General features: G+C 61.5%; 11 protein-coding genes. 2 read left to right on the top strand and 9 right to left on the bottom strand.

All coding sequences use genetic code 11. From position 1 onward, the window contains the following. Positions 1–2: 2 nt before the first annotated feature. From AC1RMX_RS05110 to fdnG, 3 genes are read right to left on the bottom strand one after another with little or no spacing between them, the layout of a single operon-like run. Positions 3–656, bottom strand: coding sequence for a formate dehydrogenase subunit gamma (locus tag AC1RMX_RS05110; RefSeq protein WP_249486209.1), 654 nt, complete (start codon positions 654–656; stop codon positions 3–5). Then, positions 653–1,588 carry a formate dehydrogenase subunit beta gene (gene fdxH / locus AC1RMX_RS05105; RefSeq protein ID WP_096820413.1) on the bottom strand — a complete coding sequence of 312 codons (936 nt, stop codon included), beginning with the start codon at positions 1,586–1,588 and terminating at the stop codon, positions 653–655. Before fdxH ends, AC1RMX_RS05110 begins: the two co-directional genes overlap by 4 nt. Continuing rightward, positions 1,589–4,654 (bottom strand): formate dehydrogenase-N subunit alpha, encoded by a 3,066-nt coding sequence (fdnG, locus tag AC1RMX_RS05100; protein ID WP_493070781.1) that lies wholly within the window; start codon positions 4,652–4,654, stop codon positions 1,589–1,591. A 218-nt stretch (positions 4,655–4,872) separates the two neighbouring features. Between fdnG and AC1RMX_RS05095 the strand changes: the two genes are divergently transcribed. Further along, positions 4,873–6,027, top strand: coding sequence for a MalY/PatB family protein (locus AC1RMX_RS05095; RefSeq protein ID WP_493070779.1), 1,155 nt, complete (start codon positions 4,873–4,875; stop codon positions 6,025–6,027). A gap of 48 nt (positions 6,028–6,075) precedes the next feature. On the opposite strand, the gene AC1RMX_RS05090 is transcribed toward AC1RMX_RS05095, so the two are convergent. Genes AC1RMX_RS05090 through AC1RMX_RS05080 form a run of 3 tightly spaced genes read right to left on the bottom strand, consistent with a single transcriptional unit; the run spans position 6,076 to position 11,973 of the window. After that, complete coding sequence (locus AC1RMX_RS05090; RefSeq protein ID WP_493070777.1) at positions 6,076–7,995, bottom strand: hybrid sensor histidine kinase/response regulator; 1,920 nt, start codon at positions 7,993–7,995, stop codon at positions 6,076–6,078. A gap of 10 nt (positions 7,996–8,005) precedes the next feature. Further along, complete coding sequence (locus AC1RMX_RS05085; RefSeq protein ID WP_493070775.1) at positions 8,006–10,324, bottom strand: ATP-dependent DNA helicase; 2,319 nt, start codon at positions 10,322–10,324, stop codon at positions 8,006–8,008. After that, a complete protein-coding gene (locus AC1RMX_RS05080; RefSeq protein WP_493070773.1) occupies positions 10,321–11,973 on the bottom strand; it encodes a VRR-NUC domain-containing protein in 1,653 nt (550 codons plus the stop codon). The genes AC1RMX_RS05085 and AC1RMX_RS05080 overlap by 4 nt, the downstream gene beginning before the upstream one ends. A 197-nt stretch (positions 11,974–12,170) precedes the next feature. Here AC1RMX_RS05080 and AC1RMX_RS05075 point away from each other — a divergent pair, with 197 nt between their 5' ends. Then, the gene (locus AC1RMX_RS05075) at positions 12,171–12,395 is read left to right on the top strand and encodes a YgdI/YgdR family lipoprotein (RefSeq protein ID WP_096820406.1); all 225 of its coding nucleotides are present in this window, start codon (positions 12,171–12,173) and stop codon (positions 12,393–12,395) included. A 58-nt stretch (positions 12,396–12,453) separates the two neighbouring features. Here the strand turns inward: AC1RMX_RS05075 and AC1RMX_RS05070 are convergent, their stop codons facing one another. The 3 genes from AC1RMX_RS05070 to AC1RMX_RS05060 all read right to left on the bottom strand — a co-directional run bounded on the left by AC1RMX_RS05070 (position 12,454) and on the right by AC1RMX_RS05060 (position 16,685). Then, positions 12,454–12,828: a hypothetical protein gene (locus AC1RMX_RS05070; RefSeq protein WP_096820405.1), complete on the bottom strand. Its 375-nt coding sequence runs from the start codon at positions 12,826–12,828 to the stop codon at positions 12,454–12,456. Between the two features lie 163 nt (positions 12,829–12,991). Beyond that, positions 12,992–14,845, bottom strand: a complete 1,854-nt coding sequence (locus AC1RMX_RS05065) for a polyurethane esterase (protein ID WP_493070771.1) — start codon at positions 14,843–14,845, stop codon at positions 12,992–12,994. Positions 14,846–14,996: 151 nt separating this feature from the next. Continuing rightward, a complete protein-coding gene (locus AC1RMX_RS05060) occupies positions 14,997–16,685 on the bottom strand; it encodes a polyurethane esterase (RefSeq protein WP_493070769.1) in 1,689 nt (562 codons plus the stop codon). Between the last annotated feature and the right edge of the window lie 36 nt (positions 16,686–16,721).

Below are 16,721 nucleotides of genomic sequence, written 5' to 3'. Positions count from 1 at the left end.
TGTCAGCCCTTTTTGGTGACCGGTCGCTCCGGTGTTTCCTTGGAAACCACCTCGCGATACCAGAGTGCGTGATGTTTCTTGGCCCAGGCGCGACTGACCCAACCATGCAGCATCGCGTCCACCGAGCCTTTGATCCAGATGCCGGCATAGATGTGCACGATGATGCTCAGGATCAGCACAAACCCCGCCAGTGCATGCAGCAACATCGCCCAGCGAATCGTGGTGATGCCGAAGTAATGACTGAAGTACGCGCGCCAGATCACCAGCCCCGTGAACAACAGCCCGAGCATGCACAGCAGTAAAGTCCAGAACAGCATCTTCTGCCCGGCGTTGTATTTGCCCACCGGCGGCACAGTCTCTTCGTCATTGACCAGCACCCGGTCGATGCGCCGTAGCCACTTCCAGTCGTTGTCGATGAAGAAGTTCGAACGCCAGAAGCGAAACACCAGGCCAAGGAACAGCACGAACATCAGCACGCCCATGAACGGGTGCAGGATCCGCGTCCACGGCCCGCCGCCGAACAGGTTGGTCAACCAGAACATCGACGGATGAAACAGCGCCAGCCCCGAAAGCCCGGCCATGAAGAACAGAATCGCCACCAGCCAGTGGTTGGTGCGCTGGTTGGCGGTGTAACGCAGGATCGTCTTGTTGCTCATGGCCGGTCCTCCCCGCGTGGATCGAAGGTGTGCACCGCCGGGTCGACCACGTGTACCGAGGTGTCGGGCGGTTCCGGGTGATCATCCTCTTCGGTGCGGTTCGGGCCGATCCGCACGTAATGGAAGAACCCGGCCAGCACCGCCGCCCCCATGGCCAGCAGGCCCAGGGGTTTGCTGATGCCTTTCCACAACCCTACCAAAGGACTGATCGCCGGATTCTCCGGCAGCCCGGCGTAGATCTTCGGCGTGTCGGCATGATGAAGCACGTACATGACATGCGTGCCGCCGACGCCTGCCGGGTCATACAGGCCCGCATTGTCGAAACCACGGCTCTTGAGGTCGACGATGCGTTCGGCGGCGTGGGTCTTCATGTCCTCTTTGGAGCCGAAGACAATCGCCCCGGTCGGGCAGGTTTTCACGCAGGCCGGTTCCAGCCCTACCGCCACCCGGTCCGAACACAGCGTGCATTTGTAGGCCTTGTGATCCTTCTGAGAAATGCGCGGAATGTTGAACGGGCAACCGGTGATGCAATAACCGCAACCGATGCAGTGATCCTGATCGAAGTCGACGATGCCGTTGGCGTGCTTGATGATCGCCCCCGGGCTCGGGCATGCCGCCAGACAACCAGGCTCGGCGCAGTGCATGCAGCCGTCCTTGCGGATCAGCCATTCGAGGTTGCCAGCGTCGGTTTCGTGCTCGGTAAAACGCATCAACGTCCACGATTCGGCGCTCAGATCCTGCGGGTTGTCGTAGGTGCCGTGGTTGTGGCCGACCTCGTCGCGCAACTCGTTCCATTCCGAGCACGCGACCTGGCAGGCCTTGCAGCCGATGCATTTGGTGGTGTCGATCAGCTTGGCGACTTCCTCCTGATTGCGCACCGAGGGTGCCGGGGTCGTGGTGGCCGAGCGGGCAATGATGTCTTGGCTGGCCATTTATAGTTTCTCCACGTTGACCAGGAATGACTTGGATTCCGGGGTCTGGGTATTGCCATCGCCGAGGAACGGCACCAGGGTGTTGGTCAGGTAACCGTGACGCGTCAGGCCGGTGAAACCCCAGTGCAGCGGAATGCCGATCTGGTGCACCACCTGGTTGTTGACCTGCAACGGCCGGATCCTTTTGGTCACCACCGCCACCGCTTCAATGAACCCGCGCTTGCAGCTGACCCGCACCCGGTCACCGGCAGCGATGCCCTTCTCTTTCGCCAGCACTTCGCCGATTTCCACGAACTGCTCCGGTTGGGCAATCGCGTTCAACCGGCAGTGTTTGCTCCAGAAGTGGAAATGCTCGGTCAGTCGATAACTGGTGGCGGCGTACGGGTAATCCTTGGCCACGCCGAGGCTGTCCCACACCGAATCGAAGATCCGCGCCGCCGGGTTGCTGGTGGCTTTCTTGTTGTCCGGGTGCAGCGGGTTGATGCCGATCGGCGTTTCGAACGGCTCGTAGTGCTCGGGGAATGGCCCTTCGTTCATCTTGTCGACGGCGAAGAACCGCGCCACGCCTTCGGGGTTCATGATGAACGGGTTCATCCCGGCTTCCGGCGGCACGTCAGCCTTGTAGTCCGGCACGTCGGTGCCGCCCCAGGCCTTGCCGTTCCACCACACGAGGCGTTTTTTCGGGTCCCACGGTTTGCCCGAGACATCCGCCGAGGCACGGTTGTAGAGAATCCGCCGGTTCGCCGGCCAGGCCCACGCCCAGCCCTGATGCTGATGCATGCCGTAAGGATCGGAATTGTCACGCCGGGCCATCTGGTTACCGGCCTCGGTCCAGCTGCCGCAGAAGATCCAGCAACCGGACGCCGTGCTGCCGTCATCCTTGAGCTGGGCGAACGCCGCCAGTTGCGAGTTGCCCTTGATCACCGCGCCCGTGGCGTCGGTGAAATCGGTGGTGGCGTAGCCGTTGACCTCCTTGGCGATTTCTTCCGGCGACGGTTCTTCCGGAATCTTGTACGGCCAGGACAGTTTGAGGATCGGATCGGGATAGGTCCCGCCCTCAGTCTGATAGCGCTGACGCAGGCGCATGAACAGCTCGGTCATGATCCGCACGTCGGTGCGCGCCTCGCCCGGGCCGTCGGCGCCTTTCCAGTGCCATTGCAGCCAGCGACTGCTGTTGACCAGCGAGCCGTCCTCTTCGGCAAAGCAGGTGGTCGGCAGGCGAATGACTTCGGTCTGGATATCGGCGCTCTTCACATCGTTGTACGGCCCGACGTTTTCCCAGAACTGCGAGGTTTCGGTGGCCAGCGGATCCATCACCACCAACCATTTCAGTTTGGCCAGCGCCGCCATCACCCGGTTCTTGTCCGGCAGCGCGGCAATCGGGTTGAAGCCCTGGCACATGTAGCCGTTGACCTTGCCCTGCCCCATCAGGTCGAACACCTTGAGGATGTCGTAGTTGGGGATGTCGAGTTTCGGCAGGTAGTTGTAGGCCCACTGGTTCTCGGCGGTCGCGTTGGCGCCGTACCAGGCTTTCATCAGGCTGACGTGGAACTTGCTGTAGTTCTGCCAATAGGACAACTGCCCCGGCCGCAACGGCAATTGCGTGCGTTTTTTGATGTAGGCGGTGTAGTCCTGTTCGGCGTCGGTCGGCAGCGTCAGGTAACCCGGCAACGAGTTGGAAAGCAACCCGAGGTCCGTCAGACCCTGAATGTTCGAGTGCCCGCGCAAGGCGTTGACCCCGCCACCCGGCATGCCGACGTTGCCCAGCAACAGTTGCACCATTGCCGCGCTGCGGATGATCTGCGAGCCGATCGAGTGCTGGGTCCAGCCCAGCGCGTAGAGAATGGTCATGGTCTTGCCCGGCGTCGAGCAAGTGGCGATTTCCTCCCAGATTTTCTGCATCGCATCGACCGGCATGCCGCAGATCTGGCTCGCCAGGTCGATGTTGTAGCGGCTGTAATGCTGCTTCATCAACTGATAGACGCAGCGCGGGTCCTGCAGGGTCGGGTCGACTTTGGCAAAGCCGTCCTCGCCCAGTTCGTAACCCCAGCTGGATTTGTCGGTGTAGCTGCGTTTGGCTGCGTCGTAACCGGTGAACAGTCCGTCCTCGAAGCCGAATCCGGCTTTGACGATGAACGACACGTCGGTGTAGTTGCGCACGTATTCGTGCTGGATCTTGTCCTCGGTCAGCAGGTAATTGATCAGCCCGCCCATGAACGCGATGTCGCTGCCGGTGCGAATCGGCGCGTAGTAATCGGCCACGGAGGCGGTTCGGGTAAACCTCGGGTCGACCACAATCAGCCGCGCGGCGTTGTGCGCCTTGGCTTCGGTCACCCATTTGAAGCCGCACGGATGCGCTTCAGCGGAGTTGCCGCCCATCACCAGGATCAGATTCGCGTTGGCGATATCGGTCCAGGTGTTGGTCATGGCTCCACGGCCGTACGTCGGGGCAAGACTTGCCACCGTCGGGCCGTGTCAGACACGCGCCTGGTTATCGAACCCCAGCATGCCGAGACTGCGAACGACCTTGTGGGTGATATAGCCCGCTTCGTTGGACGCCGCCGACGCTGCGAGGAATCCGGTGGTCAGCCAGCGATTCACCGTTTGCCCCTGGGCGTTCTTCTCGACGAAATTGGCGTCGCGGTCGGCCTTCATCAGGTCGGCGACGCGGTCGAGCGCTTCGTCCCAGGTGATCCGGGTCCATTCGCTGCTGCCGGGCTTGCGCACCTGCGGGTACTGCAAGCGACCTGGGCTGTGAATGAAGTCCAAAAGGCCCGCGCCTTTCGGGCACAGCGTGCCGCGGTTGACCGGGTGGTCGGCGTCGCCCTCGATATGGATGATGTTTTGCGCAACGTTCTTCGCCGTATCGCCCTGGCTGTACATGATCAAGCCGCAACCGACCGAGCAATACGGGCAGGTGTTGCGGGTTTCATGGGTGTGGGCAAGCTTGAAGTGGCGCACCTGCTCGGCGAAGGCCAGCGTCGGGGCCATGCCCAACGCGCCCAGGCTAGAGCCTGCAAGGCCGATACCGGCGACCTTGAAGAACTGACGACGGCTGAGATCCATCGTGCACTCCTGATCAGGTGGAACCCGGTACTTGAGCCGGGTTTTTCTGGACAAACACGGTTGCGGCAGACAAATGCCGATCCTTTCACTCTAGACAACGTGCGCTTGCCCAGTGTGAAAACCGACCGTCGGCCATTCATCGGTCACAAGTTCGCGCCCACAGGGGATGGAGGTTTATCATCCCGGGCACGACCCATCTCCGCCTTCAGAGACCGCGCATGACTTTCGATTTTGATCAGGTATTCGACCGCCACAATACCGGCAGCACCAAGTGGAGCCGCTATGCGGCCGACGTGTTGCCGATGTGGGTCGCTGACATGGATTTCGCGGCACCACCGGTAGTCATCGAGGCGCTGCAACAGCGTCTGCTGCACCCGTTAGTGGGTTACAGCGTGGCCCAGGACAACCTGCGCGAAGCCATCGTTGCCGACCTGTGGGACAAATTCGCCTGGCGCGTGAAACCCCAGGAACTGGTGTTCCTGCCGGGTGTCGAGTCGGGTTTCAACATGGCGCTCAAGGCATTGGTGCAACCGCAGCAGAACGTCGTGGTGCAAACCCCGAACTACCCGCCGCTGCGCCACGCGCCGGGCCATTGGGGCCTGAACCGGGTCGAGCTGGAATTCACCGCCCAGGCCGACGGCACCTACGCCACGCCGCTGGACGCCTTGCGTGAATCCCTGACCGGTGGCGGCGCCCTGCTCCTGAGCAACCCGCACAACCCGATCGGCAAGGTCTTTGGCCGTGAAGAACTGCAAGCGGTCGCGGACATCTGCGTGGCGCAGGATGCCTGGATCATCTCCGACGAGATCCATGCCGAGTTGTGCTACGACGGTCGCGTGCACATTCCGACCGCGTCCCTGAACCCGGAGATCGCCCGTCGCACCATCACCCTGATGTCGGCGAGCAAGGCCTACAACATTGCCGGCCTCAAGACCTCGTTCATGATCATTCAGGACAGTGCCCTGCGCGAACGGGTCAACCACGCCCGCTGCGGCATGGTCGACAGCGTCAATCCGCTGGGTATGGAAGCCACTCGCGTGGCCTACAGCGAGGCCGGCCCGTGGCTGAAGGAACTCAAACAATACCTGCAAGCCAACCGTGATTTTCTGGTCGAAGCGGTTCGTAGCCGTCTGCCGGGCGTGACGATCAACGTGCCACAGGGCACTTATCTGGCGTGGCTCGATTGCTCGGCGCTTGGGCTGGACAATCCGCAGCAGTTCTTCCTCGAACAGGCCCGCGTCGGGCTCAGCCCGGGACTGGATTTCGGTGATCACAGCCAGCAATTCGTGCGCCTGAACTTCGGTTGCCCGCGCTCGCTGCTGGAAGAAGGCATTGCGCGGATGGAACGCAGTCTGGCCGAACGCAAGGCCTGACACCGACGCAAAAAAAAGCCCGGCCTTCATGGCCGGGCTTCTTTTTTGTCATTTCATCGACTGGGCGATGATCTCCACCAGATTCATCTGATTGAACGGTTTCGACAGCCGCGGCAACTCCGCCGCAAAGCCTTCGAGGCGCTCGGCATAACCGGTGGCCAGGATGATCGGCAGGTCCGGCTTGAGCAAACGCACCGCGTGGGCCAGTTGCGCACCGCTCATCTTCGGCATGGCCATGTCGGTGATCATCAGGTCGATGACTTCCCCTTGATCGAACAATTCCAGAGCTTGCGCACCGGATGCCGCGCCAATGACCCGGTGCCCGAGATCCTCCAGCAGCAGGCTGGTACTGGTGCGCACCAGGCTGTCATCATCCACCACCAGAACGCTGAGTCGCGGCACTGACGCCGTGGATGGCCTCGGGCTCAGAGGTTTGGTCGCCACCCCGTCGACGGCGACCGGCAGCCAGAGTTCCGCACAAGTCCCCTGCCCCTTCACGCTTTTAAGAATGAAACGCCCGCCCAGCTGTTCGATGAAGCCGTGCACCATCGACAACCCCAGCCCCGTGCCCTTGCCCAGGCCTTTGGTGGTGAAGAACGGATCGGTCGCCGAGGCCAGTGTCTCGTCGTCCATGCCTTCGCCGGTGTCGGTCACGCTCAGGCAGACATAACGCCCCGCTGCCAGGCTCGACTGGCTCTGCTCCAGAACCACTTGCGGCTGCGCGCCGATGACCACGCTGCCGCCCTCGGGCATCGCATCCCGCGCGTTGGTGGCCAGGTTGAGCACCGCCAGTTCGAGCTGGTTGGTATCGGCCAGCACCGTTTCGAGATTCTCGGGAAACTGCGTTTCGATGCGAATCCCCGGCCCCAGTGAACTGCGCAACAGGCCGGTGATGCCTTGCACCAGTTTCGGAATGTCCACGGCTTCGGTCTTGAGTTCCTGGCGCCGGGCGAAGGCCAGCATGCGCTGGGTCAGTGACACGCCACGCAATGCACCCTGAGTGGCGTTTTCCAGCAGGCGGCTGACCTTCGGATCGTCGCCGACACGTTTGCGCACGATCTCCAGGTTACCGAGGATTACCGTCAGCAGATTGTTGAAGTCATGGGCGATACCGCCGCTGAGTTGGCCGATGGCCTGCATCTTCTGCGCCTGGAACAGCGCCTCGCGGGTTTGCTCCAGTGCCAGTTGCGCCTGGTGGGCTTCGGTCACGTCCCGGGTGATCTTGGCAAAGCCGAGCAGCGTGCCGGTCTCGCCGCGAATCGCATCGACCACCACATGCGCCAGAAACCGCGTGCCGTCCTTGCGCAGGCGCCAGCTCTTGTTCTCGAAGCGCCCTACGCGCACGGCGGTTTCCAGGGCGCGTTGCGGCTCCCCTGTCTCACGGTCTTCCGGGGTGTAGAACATCGAGAAATGTTTGCCGATGACTTCGTCTGGCGCATAACCCTTGATCCGCTGCGCGCCGGGGTTCCAGTTGGTTACGCGGCCTTCCGGGCTGAGCATGTAGATCGCGTAATCGGTAACGCCCTGCACCAGCAGCCGGAACTGCTGTTCGCTTTGCTTGAGGGTTTCCTCGGCCATCTTGCGGTCGGTAAGGTCGCGGGTGATCTTGGCAAACCCGAGCAATTGCCCGCTCGGGCTGAAAATCGGGTCGATCACCACGTGGCACCAGAAGTGCGTGCCGTCCTTGCGCACCCGCCAGCCTTCACCTTCGAACCGCCCTTCGCGGATCGCCGTATCCAGTGCGCGCTGCGGCATGCCGACGGCGCGATCTTCATCGGTGTAGAACCGCGAAAAGTGCTCGCCGAGAATCTCGGCTTCCTCATAACCCTTGAAGCGTTTGGCCCCGGAGTTCCAGCTGGTGATGATGCCGCTGGGGTCGATCATGTAGATCGCGTAATCGACCACGGCATCGATCAACAGGCGAAAGCGCATTTCTTCGATCGCAGCGGACTTCTTGTTCTCGCTCATCAGGCTTGGCTCAAAGCAGATTTTCAATAACAGGAGTATGCGTCAAACCGGCGGATTGGAAAGGCGCATCTGCATGGTCGAGCTGCCACCAGCGCGGCAACAACTGTTGGATCCGGCTCTCGGCGAAACGGTCGTCGATCAGCATGACCACACCGCGATCCTGCTGGGTGCGGATCACCCGCCCGGCGGCTTGCACCACTTTCTGCACGCCGGGGAACAGGTAGGTGTAGTCATAACCGGCACCGAAGATCGCCGCCATGCGCCGTTTCATCTGTTCATTGACCGGGTTGAGCTGCGCCAGACCCAGCGTGGCGACGAAGGCACCGATCAGCCGGGCGCCGGGCAGGTCGATACCTTCGCCGAACGCGCCGCCGAGTACCGCAAAACCGATGCCCTGGCTGTGCGTCGTGAACTGATCGAGAAACGCCTGCCGCTGCCCTTCGGCCATGCCCCGCGATTGCTGCCAGAGCGTGATGTGCGGATGCCGTTCTGCGAGCAGTTGCGCGACCTGTTGCAGGTAATCGAAGCTGCTGAAGAACGCCAGATAGTTGCCCGGGCGCTCGCCAAACTGGCGGGCGATCAGCTCGACAATCGGCTCCAGCGATGCCTGGCGATGGGTGAACCGGGTGGAGATCTGGCTGATGATCCGCACTTGCAGCTGTTCGGCGCTGAACGGCGATTCAACGTCGATCCACACCGTGTCGGCCGGGGTGCCGAGCAAGTCGGCGTAATAGTGGCGCGGGCTGAGGGTCGCGGAGAACAGCACGCTGCTGCGGGCCGCTTTCAGGCGCGGGCCGAGCAGCGCGGCCGGCACCACGTTGCGCAGGCACAGTTGCGATAACGGGCGTTTGCGGTCGAGGTCGCGCTTGCTGATGTCGAACAGGTAATGCGCATCGAACAACTCCGCTACGCGACCGAATTGCAGCATTTCGAAGTAGACATTCTGCAAGCCACTGTCGAGTCCTTGCGGGTGGTCGTTGAGGTAATCGCCGATGCTCGCGCTGCACGACGTGATCGCTTGCAGGAGTTTTTCCGGCGCCTTGTCGTAAGCCTGATACGGCGCCAGTTGCGCGTTGTGCAGGGCATTCCATTCACGGTTGACCCGCTGCAAAGGCTTTTTCAAAGCCTCGGGCGCGGTTTTGCGCACGCCATTGAAGATTGCCTGATCGAGGGTGGCGCTGTACATCTGCCGCCCGCGCTCGACCAGGTTGTGCGCCTCGTCCACCAGCACCGCGACCTTCCATTGATTGAGCTGGGCCAGGCCGAACAGCAGCGCGCTGAAATCGAAGTAATAGTTGTAGTCCGCCACCACCAAATCGGCCCAGCGCGCCATTTCCTGGCTCAGGTAATACGGGCACACCGAGTGTTGCGCGGCGACATCGCGGAGCGCTGCCTGATCCATCAATTGCAATCGGCTGGCGGCTTCACGTGCCGCCGGCAGTCGATCGTAAAATCCTTGGGCCAACGGGCAGGACTCGCCATGACAGGCCTTGTCGGGATGCTCGCAAGCCTTCTCCCGGGCGACCATCTCCAGCACCCGCAGTGGCAGGGTTTCGCTGCGATCGAACAATACTTGAGCGGCGTCCAGCGCGAGTTTGCGCCCTGGGGTTTTGGCGGTGAGGAAATACACCTTGTCCAGTTGCTGCGGCGCCAGCGCCTTGAGCATCGGGAACAGCGTGCCGAGGGTCTTGCCGATGCCGGTGGGGGCCTGGGCCATCAGGCAGCGGCCGGTGCTGACGGCTTTGAACACCGACTCGGCGAGATGACGCTGGCCGGTGCGGAACTCGGGATGGGGAAAGTTCAACTGCTGCGCCGCGTGATTGCGGGCCTCACGGTGGGCCATTTCCTGTTCTGCCCATGCCAGGAACAAGCCACACTGTTGTTCGAAGAATCCGCGCAAGGTTTCGGCGCTGAAGGCTTCGACCAGACAGGTTTCCTTTTCGCTGACGATATCGAAGTACACCAGCGCCAGATTGATCTGCTCCAGCTGCAACCGGCAACACATCAGCCAACCGTAGATCTTCGCCTGCGCCCAGTGCAGCGCGCGGTGGTTGGCCGGTTGTTTGCTCAGGTCGCCACGGTAGGTTTTGACTTCCTCCAGACAGTTCTGCGTCGGATCGTAGCCGTCCGCCCTGCCCTTGACCTTCAAAGTGCGAAATTCACCTTCCAGCGCGACTTCGCTCTGATAGGCGTCATTGCGCCGCGAGGCGACGGTGCGGTGACCGGCGATACCTTCCAGCGCGGTGGGCGACGGTGTGAAGCGCAAGTCCAGATCGCCGCACTTGGCGGTGAACTCGCACAACGCCCGCACCGCAATGCTGTAGCTCAAGCGCCCTGCTCCGCCCATTGCACGTAACACACGGCCACCGGCATCTGGTGCGTATGGCAAAACTCCAGCCAGCGAAGTTGGTTGTCCTGCAAGCGGTCGCCGGGGCCTTTGACTTCGATCATCCGGTAGGTCTTGTGCTGCGGCCAGAACTGGATCAGGTCCGGCATGCCGGCGCGGTTGGCCTTGATGTCCAGCAACAGGCGATTGAACCAGTGCTTGAGGTGTTCGGCCGGCAGGCAGGTCAGCGCTTGTTCCAGCAGTTCTTCATTGAGCGCGCCCCAGAACACGAAAGGCGACTGAATGCCCCACTTGGTGGCAAATCGGCTGCGGATGGTGTCGGCATAACGGCCGTCGTCGAGTTCCGCCAGGCAGGCCTCGAACAGTTCGGCCCGACGGCCCTGAAAATCCTCATGAAGCAAATCTGCCGGCCCACGCTGGAACGGATTGAAAAACGCACCCGGCAACGGTGCGAAAATCGCCGGCCAGCACAGCAGGCCGAACAGTGAGTTGATCAGGCTGTTCTCGACGTAATGCACCGGGCCGGTGTCTTCATGTAGATGCGCCTGCACGTGATATTCCACCGACAGCGCCGGATCGAGCCGTTCCAAGTGCAGATCCAGCCGTTCCACCGGTCTTGGCGCAACGCGTTTGAGCGCCGGCCCGCCGAGTTTGCGCCGCAGACGTGGCAGCGCCCGTTGCAGGCCCTGTTGTTCGGCGGCGCTTTCCGGCGCCTGTTCGGTCAGCGTGCCCAGCTCCAGCGCCAGCGCATATTCGCCACAGCGCTCCAGCACCCGAACCATCCGCAACCGCGCGCCGGGGTAGGCGCAGTCGCGATACAGGCTCAAGGCCAGGGCAAACTCTCCGATGCGTTCGCAATGCTGGCCGATCTGGAACAGCAACTTGCCGAGTCGACGTTGCAGCCACGGGTTGTCGAACTGCAAAGCGCTCAGCTCTTCGGCAATCGGCTCAAGCGCCTCGCCCGCTTCGAAACGTTGCTGACAATCGTGCAGGAACAGGCAGGCATCGACGTCGGCCCGGCTGCGCAGGCCCCGGGAATCGGCGCTGAATTCGACTTTTTCGTAGGTGAAGATCCCGAGATCAGCGAGGACAAACTCCGACCAATCCTGATACAGGTTGCCGAAGAACATCAGGCGAAACCGGTCGCACAAATCCATCAGCGTCAGGCTGAACAGCCGATCCGCGATTTGCGGGCACCAGTCGTGCCAGCGGCGTAATTCGGGAAACTGCTCATGCAGGACCGGCAGCCAGTCGACTTTGCGGCCCTTGGGCGTGTCGATCGCCGGGCCGAACGCTTGCAGGACTTCGACCTTCAGCAACAGATCGAACAACTCCGGCATCGACAGCAGCGCCTGCTCATCCAGCCAGCCATGATCGAGCAACGGCTGCGCGGCCAGCGCGATGTCGCCAATTTCCGCATAACTGAGCTTGCCCGCCCGGAAATGCACGCCCTTGCGCATCACCATCCGCACCAGCAAACCCTGGGACCCGCGAGGCAGTGCCTTGAAGTCGCGGATGAAAGCGTGTTCCGTTTCGCTCATCACATCGGCATAACGAAGCTCAAGCCAGTCAAGCACTTGCCGGAAGTTGTTGAGGTAATAGAACGGATCGTCGAGGGGGCTGGAAGTCACGGTGATAAGGGGCCATGGCGAACGAATACTGGTTATGCGTACAGATACCAGTTCCGCCCCGCCGGGTGCAAACGGAAAAGGATCAGTGGCATCCGCGATTCGGGTTTTTTCGCCAGTCCATCGAACTTTTGCGGGCTATTCGGCACCAACCGCGTTAGAAGACCGGCATCGGTCGAATTGAATGAGGAACGCTGGGTATGAATTTCAGAAAAATGGCTATGCCGATGGCAGCTGTGGCTTTGCTGGCATTGGCCGGTTGCTCGACCCCGACGGTGGTGACGTTGCAGAACGGCACGCAGTATTTGACCCAGGACATGCCGAAGACCAAGTCCGACGATGGTTTTTATGAGTTTCGGGACATTTCCGGCGCGAAGATCCGCGTGAAGTCCGACGAAGTGGCCACGGTGCGCAAGGAAGATTGACGGTTACCCCATCAAAAAAGGCTGCAATCCTGTTGGAGCGCAGCCTTTTTTGCATTCTTCAGCGGGGTAATGCCATGCCCGGAAGGGTGCCGTCGCAGTTCAACGCGCGTTCACCGCGCCGGACCATTTCTTCCTGCAAGCGCTGGCAACGTTGACGCTCCTGTTGCGCCATGCGGTCGATGCTCAGGTTGCCGGTCATTTCGGGCTCATTGTTTTCGCCGATACGAACGGTCACGAACGGTTGTTCGGGCTGGATATGAAAGCGGCTTTTCTCTTCAACGGGTTTGACTTCATCGCTTTCGACCGGCTTTGGCAATTCATCGGTACTGACGCCATAGCGGCTCAGAATCGAGCTGTGAGGCAGATCGGCCCAGGCGTTGGCCGAAAGCAGCGCCAACCCGACGATACCGATATACCCCTTGAAACCTTTCACGTTTGAATCTCCTGTACTCAATGGCGGCTTGCCTATACATGACGGTTACATCGTCATTGGCTTTAGTCCGCATTTCCTGTTGGTGCAGGGGTTTGAGTCAGGTAGTGGCCAATGAGTCACTTTTGATGTGGAGAGGGAAAGAATTCCCCCTCCACCATCACCCTCAGGCGATCACGATGCCATCGGCACTGAGACTGCTCAGCGAAACCCCGACCAGCGTCACGGAATCACCGCCGAACTTCAGCACCGTATCCTGCCCCACCGAGGTGGCATGGGCGCGGAAGTCATCGCCCGGCAACACGCCCTGCACACCGAGGAACACCAGTTTGTCGTTGCCGGTGAATCCCACCACCCGGTCCTGGCCGAACGCGCCGTTGAACAGGAACGTATCCGCCCCGCCGCCCGACTCCATCAGGTCATTGCCGGCGCCGCCGACAAGCACGTCATTGCCCACGCCACCGATCAGGTGATCGTTGCCGTCCAGGCCGAACAGCCAGTCACCGCTGGCGTGGGCCTTGAGGGTGTCGACGCCAGTGGTGCCCTTCACGCTCGACTCGTACTGGGTGACGTTGTTGCCGACCTTCAGGCCATCCGCCGTGACGCTGTGGGTCACGTCGTCCTTGAACAGGCCCCAGAGGAAACCCGGCTCCTTGGTGACGATGCTGCCGATGTCGCGGGTGATGCTGATCCCGCCGTTGGCATCGCGGATGTACAGGTTGCCGGCACCGTCGTTGGCGAAGTCGAACTTGTTCACCGACTGCTGCAAGTCGAGGGTGTTGTTGCCGGCGCCGCCAAGAATGACGTTGTAGCCGCCGCTGTCACGGAACGTGTCGTTGCCGGCCCGTCCTTCAAGGTAGTCATTGCCGCTGCCGCCCTGGATCAGGTCGTTGCCGTCGCTGCCGATGATGAAGGTGCTGCCCTTGTGGGTTTCGGCGTTGCGGTTGAGGTCCTGCACCCAGGTGTTGGCCCGCGCCGGGTCCGACAGGTTGGCGACGATGATCGTCGAGTCACGGCTGGTGAGATCGTAGAACTTCGACTCGATCACCCGGTTCATGCCGTCGCCGTAGGCTGTCGGCAGGTGCGAGATCCAGGTCGGGACGTTGACGATCGAGAATGGCAGCACGTTCCACACGTTCGAAGCGTAGTGGTCGTTGAAGCTGACGATGTTGTCGGTCGCCGACACTTTCGACGCGTCGTGTACGCCAAGCGAGGCGCCGGTGAAGGTCGAGCCGTCGAGCGCGCGGAAGACCGGGTCGTTCTCGTAGCCGACGTTGAGCACTTTGTCGGTGCTGCTTTGGGTCGGTGAGGCGTAGGCGATGTAGTTGGAGTCCTGGAAGAACCCGCCCCATTTGCCGCCGCTCAAGTCCGCCATGCTGTTGACCGCCAGGCCGCCGAGGCTGTGACCACTGACCAGCACGTCCTTGCCGGTGAGACCGTTGGCCTTGGCGAAGGCCACCACATCGTTCAGCAGGTTGCCGAAGGCTTCACCAACGTAGTTCTTGGCGTAATCCTTGGGGCCGAACGCGGCGAGCAGGTCATTGATGGCGTCGGCGATGGAGTCTCCGATCAGGATTTCCCGCGGGCCGCTGGTGCCGCGAAAGGCAATGCCGATTTCCGTGAGATGGCCCTGGGCGTCGTACTTGCCGAGGATTTCCACTTGCGCGCTGGTGTAGCCGGCCTTTTCGCCGAAGAAGGTTCCGCGAGCGTCGGTCTTGCCGTCATAGCCCAGTTGCGAGGCGGTGATGGGCGTCCAGCCAGCCTTTTTCACGGCGTCCAGAGCGAGTTTTTCCGAGTCGGGGTTCCACGGAAGTCCGGGAATCACGCCTTGCGAATCCGTGCCGCCGATCAGCGCCGAAACCAGCGTGGCCGGCAGGCCGAGGCCGAAGCCGTTGTGCTGATACCCGACAGCGAAACCGTTGTCGAGGTTGTGATAGGAGTACAGCGTGATGGCCATGGCATCAGTGAACAACGCCTTGGAATCCGCTGAGCTGAAGTTCTTGTAGTCGTACACACCCATTGCTGTTGCCTCTCTCTTTGTTGGAATTATTCAGAGATAGCTCACAACCAAAGCGCCCCTCCCGAGGCGTTCCGGAGCATTTCAGTTACAACATTTGTGTCATGCAACCCCAATGGGAACCACCGCAAGCCACGGTGGTTCCCACACGGAATCAGGCGAACACGAAACTCGAGTCGGACAGGTTAGCCACACCCACCCCGATCAGGGTCACGGCATAGTCGCCAATCTTCAGCACGGTATCGGCGCCGGACTGCGAAGCGTGTTGCTTGTAGTCGTAGCCCTGCCCTGCGCCCTGAACGCCCATGAACACCAGTTTGTCGCTGCCCTGGTAGCCATTGATCGCATCGAAGCCGAAGGCGCCGCTGAACAGGAAGGTGTTGTTGCCACCCGCCGCGCTCATCACGTCGTTGCCGGCGCCGCCGACGAAAGTCACGTGGCCCTTGTCGCTGAACAGGTGATCGTCGCCGCCCAGACCGAACAGCCAGTCGCCGTCAGCGGTGGCTTTGAGCGTGTCGCCGAGAGCACCGCCATTGAGCGAATGGTTGTACTGGGTCAGCTCGGCGCCGTTGGCCAGGCCTTTGCCGGTGACGGTCCAGGTGATTTCCTTGCTGCTCCACCACGACCCCGACTCCTTGCTCACCAGCGCGCCGATGTCGCGAGTCATGCTGATGCCGCCGTAGGCGTCGCGCACGTAAAGCGTGCCGTCACCGTCGTTGGCAAAGCTGAAGTTCTGCAACGGCTTCTGCAGATCGAAGGTGTTGTGGCCCTGGCCGCCGAGCAGGATGTTGAAGCCACCGTCATCGCGGAACAGATCATCACCGGCGCGCCCTTCGAGGAAGTCGTTGCCCGCCCCGCCCTTGAGCCAGTCGTTGCTGTCGGTGCCGATGATGAAGGTGCTGCCGGTGTGCGGCTCACCGCTGCGGCCCAGATCTTCGACCCAGGTCTTGCCCCGGGAGGACGCTTCCAGGTTGGACACGATGATGGTCGAGTCCTGGCTGGTGAGGTTGTAGAACTTCGAGTCGATCACCCGGTTCAGGCCATCGGCATACCCCAGCGAGCTGTGAGCCGACCAGTTCAGCGGATTGACGATGCTGAACGGCACCAGGTTCTGCGCGGTGGACGCGTAGTTATCGTTGAAGTTGACGATGTTGTCGGTGGTCGAGTCGTGCGGCTTGTCGTGTTTGCCCATCGACGCCGTGCTGAACGTGGTGCCGTCGAGTACACGGAACACCGGATCGTTCTCGTAGCCGATGTTCAGCACGTTGGTGCCGGTGCTGCTCTGGGTCGGCGAGGCGAACGAAATGTAGTTGGCGTCCTTGAAGAACCCGCCCCAGTTGCTCGCGCTCAGATCCGCCACGCTGTTGACCCCGAGACCGCCGAGGCTGTGGCCGCTGATCAGCACGTCCTTGGCGGCGATGCCATGGGCCGTGGCAAACGCGGCCACGGCCTTGAGCAGGTTGTCGAAGGCGTTTTTCGCGTAGTTGGTGGCGTAATCCACTGGCCCGATGGCTGCCAGCAGGTTGTTTTTCATGTCACCGAAGGTGTCGCTGTAATCCAGCCCGCCAGTGCCGCGAAAGGCCACGCCGATCCCGATCAGCTTGCCCGCCGCGTCGTATTTTCCGAGCACTTCCGCCTCGGCGCTGGTGAAGCCGTCCTTCTCGCCGAAGAATGTGCCTTTCGCGTCGGTCTTTCCTTGATAACCCAGTGCCGTGGCGCCCAGTGGCGCCCAACCGGTGCCGGGCAAAGCCTGCCCGGTCGGCGTGTAGGAATACAGCGTCAGTGCGATGGCATCGCTGTACAACGCTTTGCCGTCGGCATTTTTGTAGTCAAACAGTCCCATGTCGTGCTCTCTCTTCCTTTCAAAAACGGCAGTTCT

It is taken from the genome of Pseudomonas sp. GW822-FHT03F04 (genome assembly GCF_058801405.1).
Note: the sequence above shows the minus strand (reverse complement) of the source record. Positions and strands in the feature narration are given on the sequence as shown.

Coding starts and splice junctions, on each gene's coding strand:
- AC1RMX_RS05065 (WP_493070771.1), bottom strand. CDS start 14,845: ATGGGTGTGTACGACTACAAGAACTTCAGCTCAGCGGATTCCAAGGCG.
- AC1RMX_RS05075 (WP_096820406.1), top strand. CDS start 12,171: ATGAATTTCAGAAAAATGGCTATGCCGATGGCAGCTGTGGCTTTGCTG.
- AC1RMX_RS05060 (WP_493070769.1), bottom strand. CDS start 16,685: ATGGGACTGTTTGACTACAAAAATGCCGACGGCAAAGCGTTGTACAGC.
- AC1RMX_RS05090 (WP_493070777.1), bottom strand. CDS start 7,995: ATGAGCGAGAACAAGAAGTCCGCTGCGATCGAAGAAATGCGCTTTCGC.
- AC1RMX_RS05110 (WP_249486209.1), bottom strand. CDS start 656: ATGAGCAACAAGACGATCCTGCGTTACACCGCCAACCAGCGCACCAAC.
- fdxH (WP_096820413.1), bottom strand. CDS start 1,588: ATGGCCAGCCAAGACATCATTGCCCGCTCGGCCACCACGACCCCGGCA.
- AC1RMX_RS05095 (WP_493070779.1), top strand. CDS start 4,873: ATGACTTTCGATTTTGATCAGGTATTCGACCGCCACAATACCGGCAGC.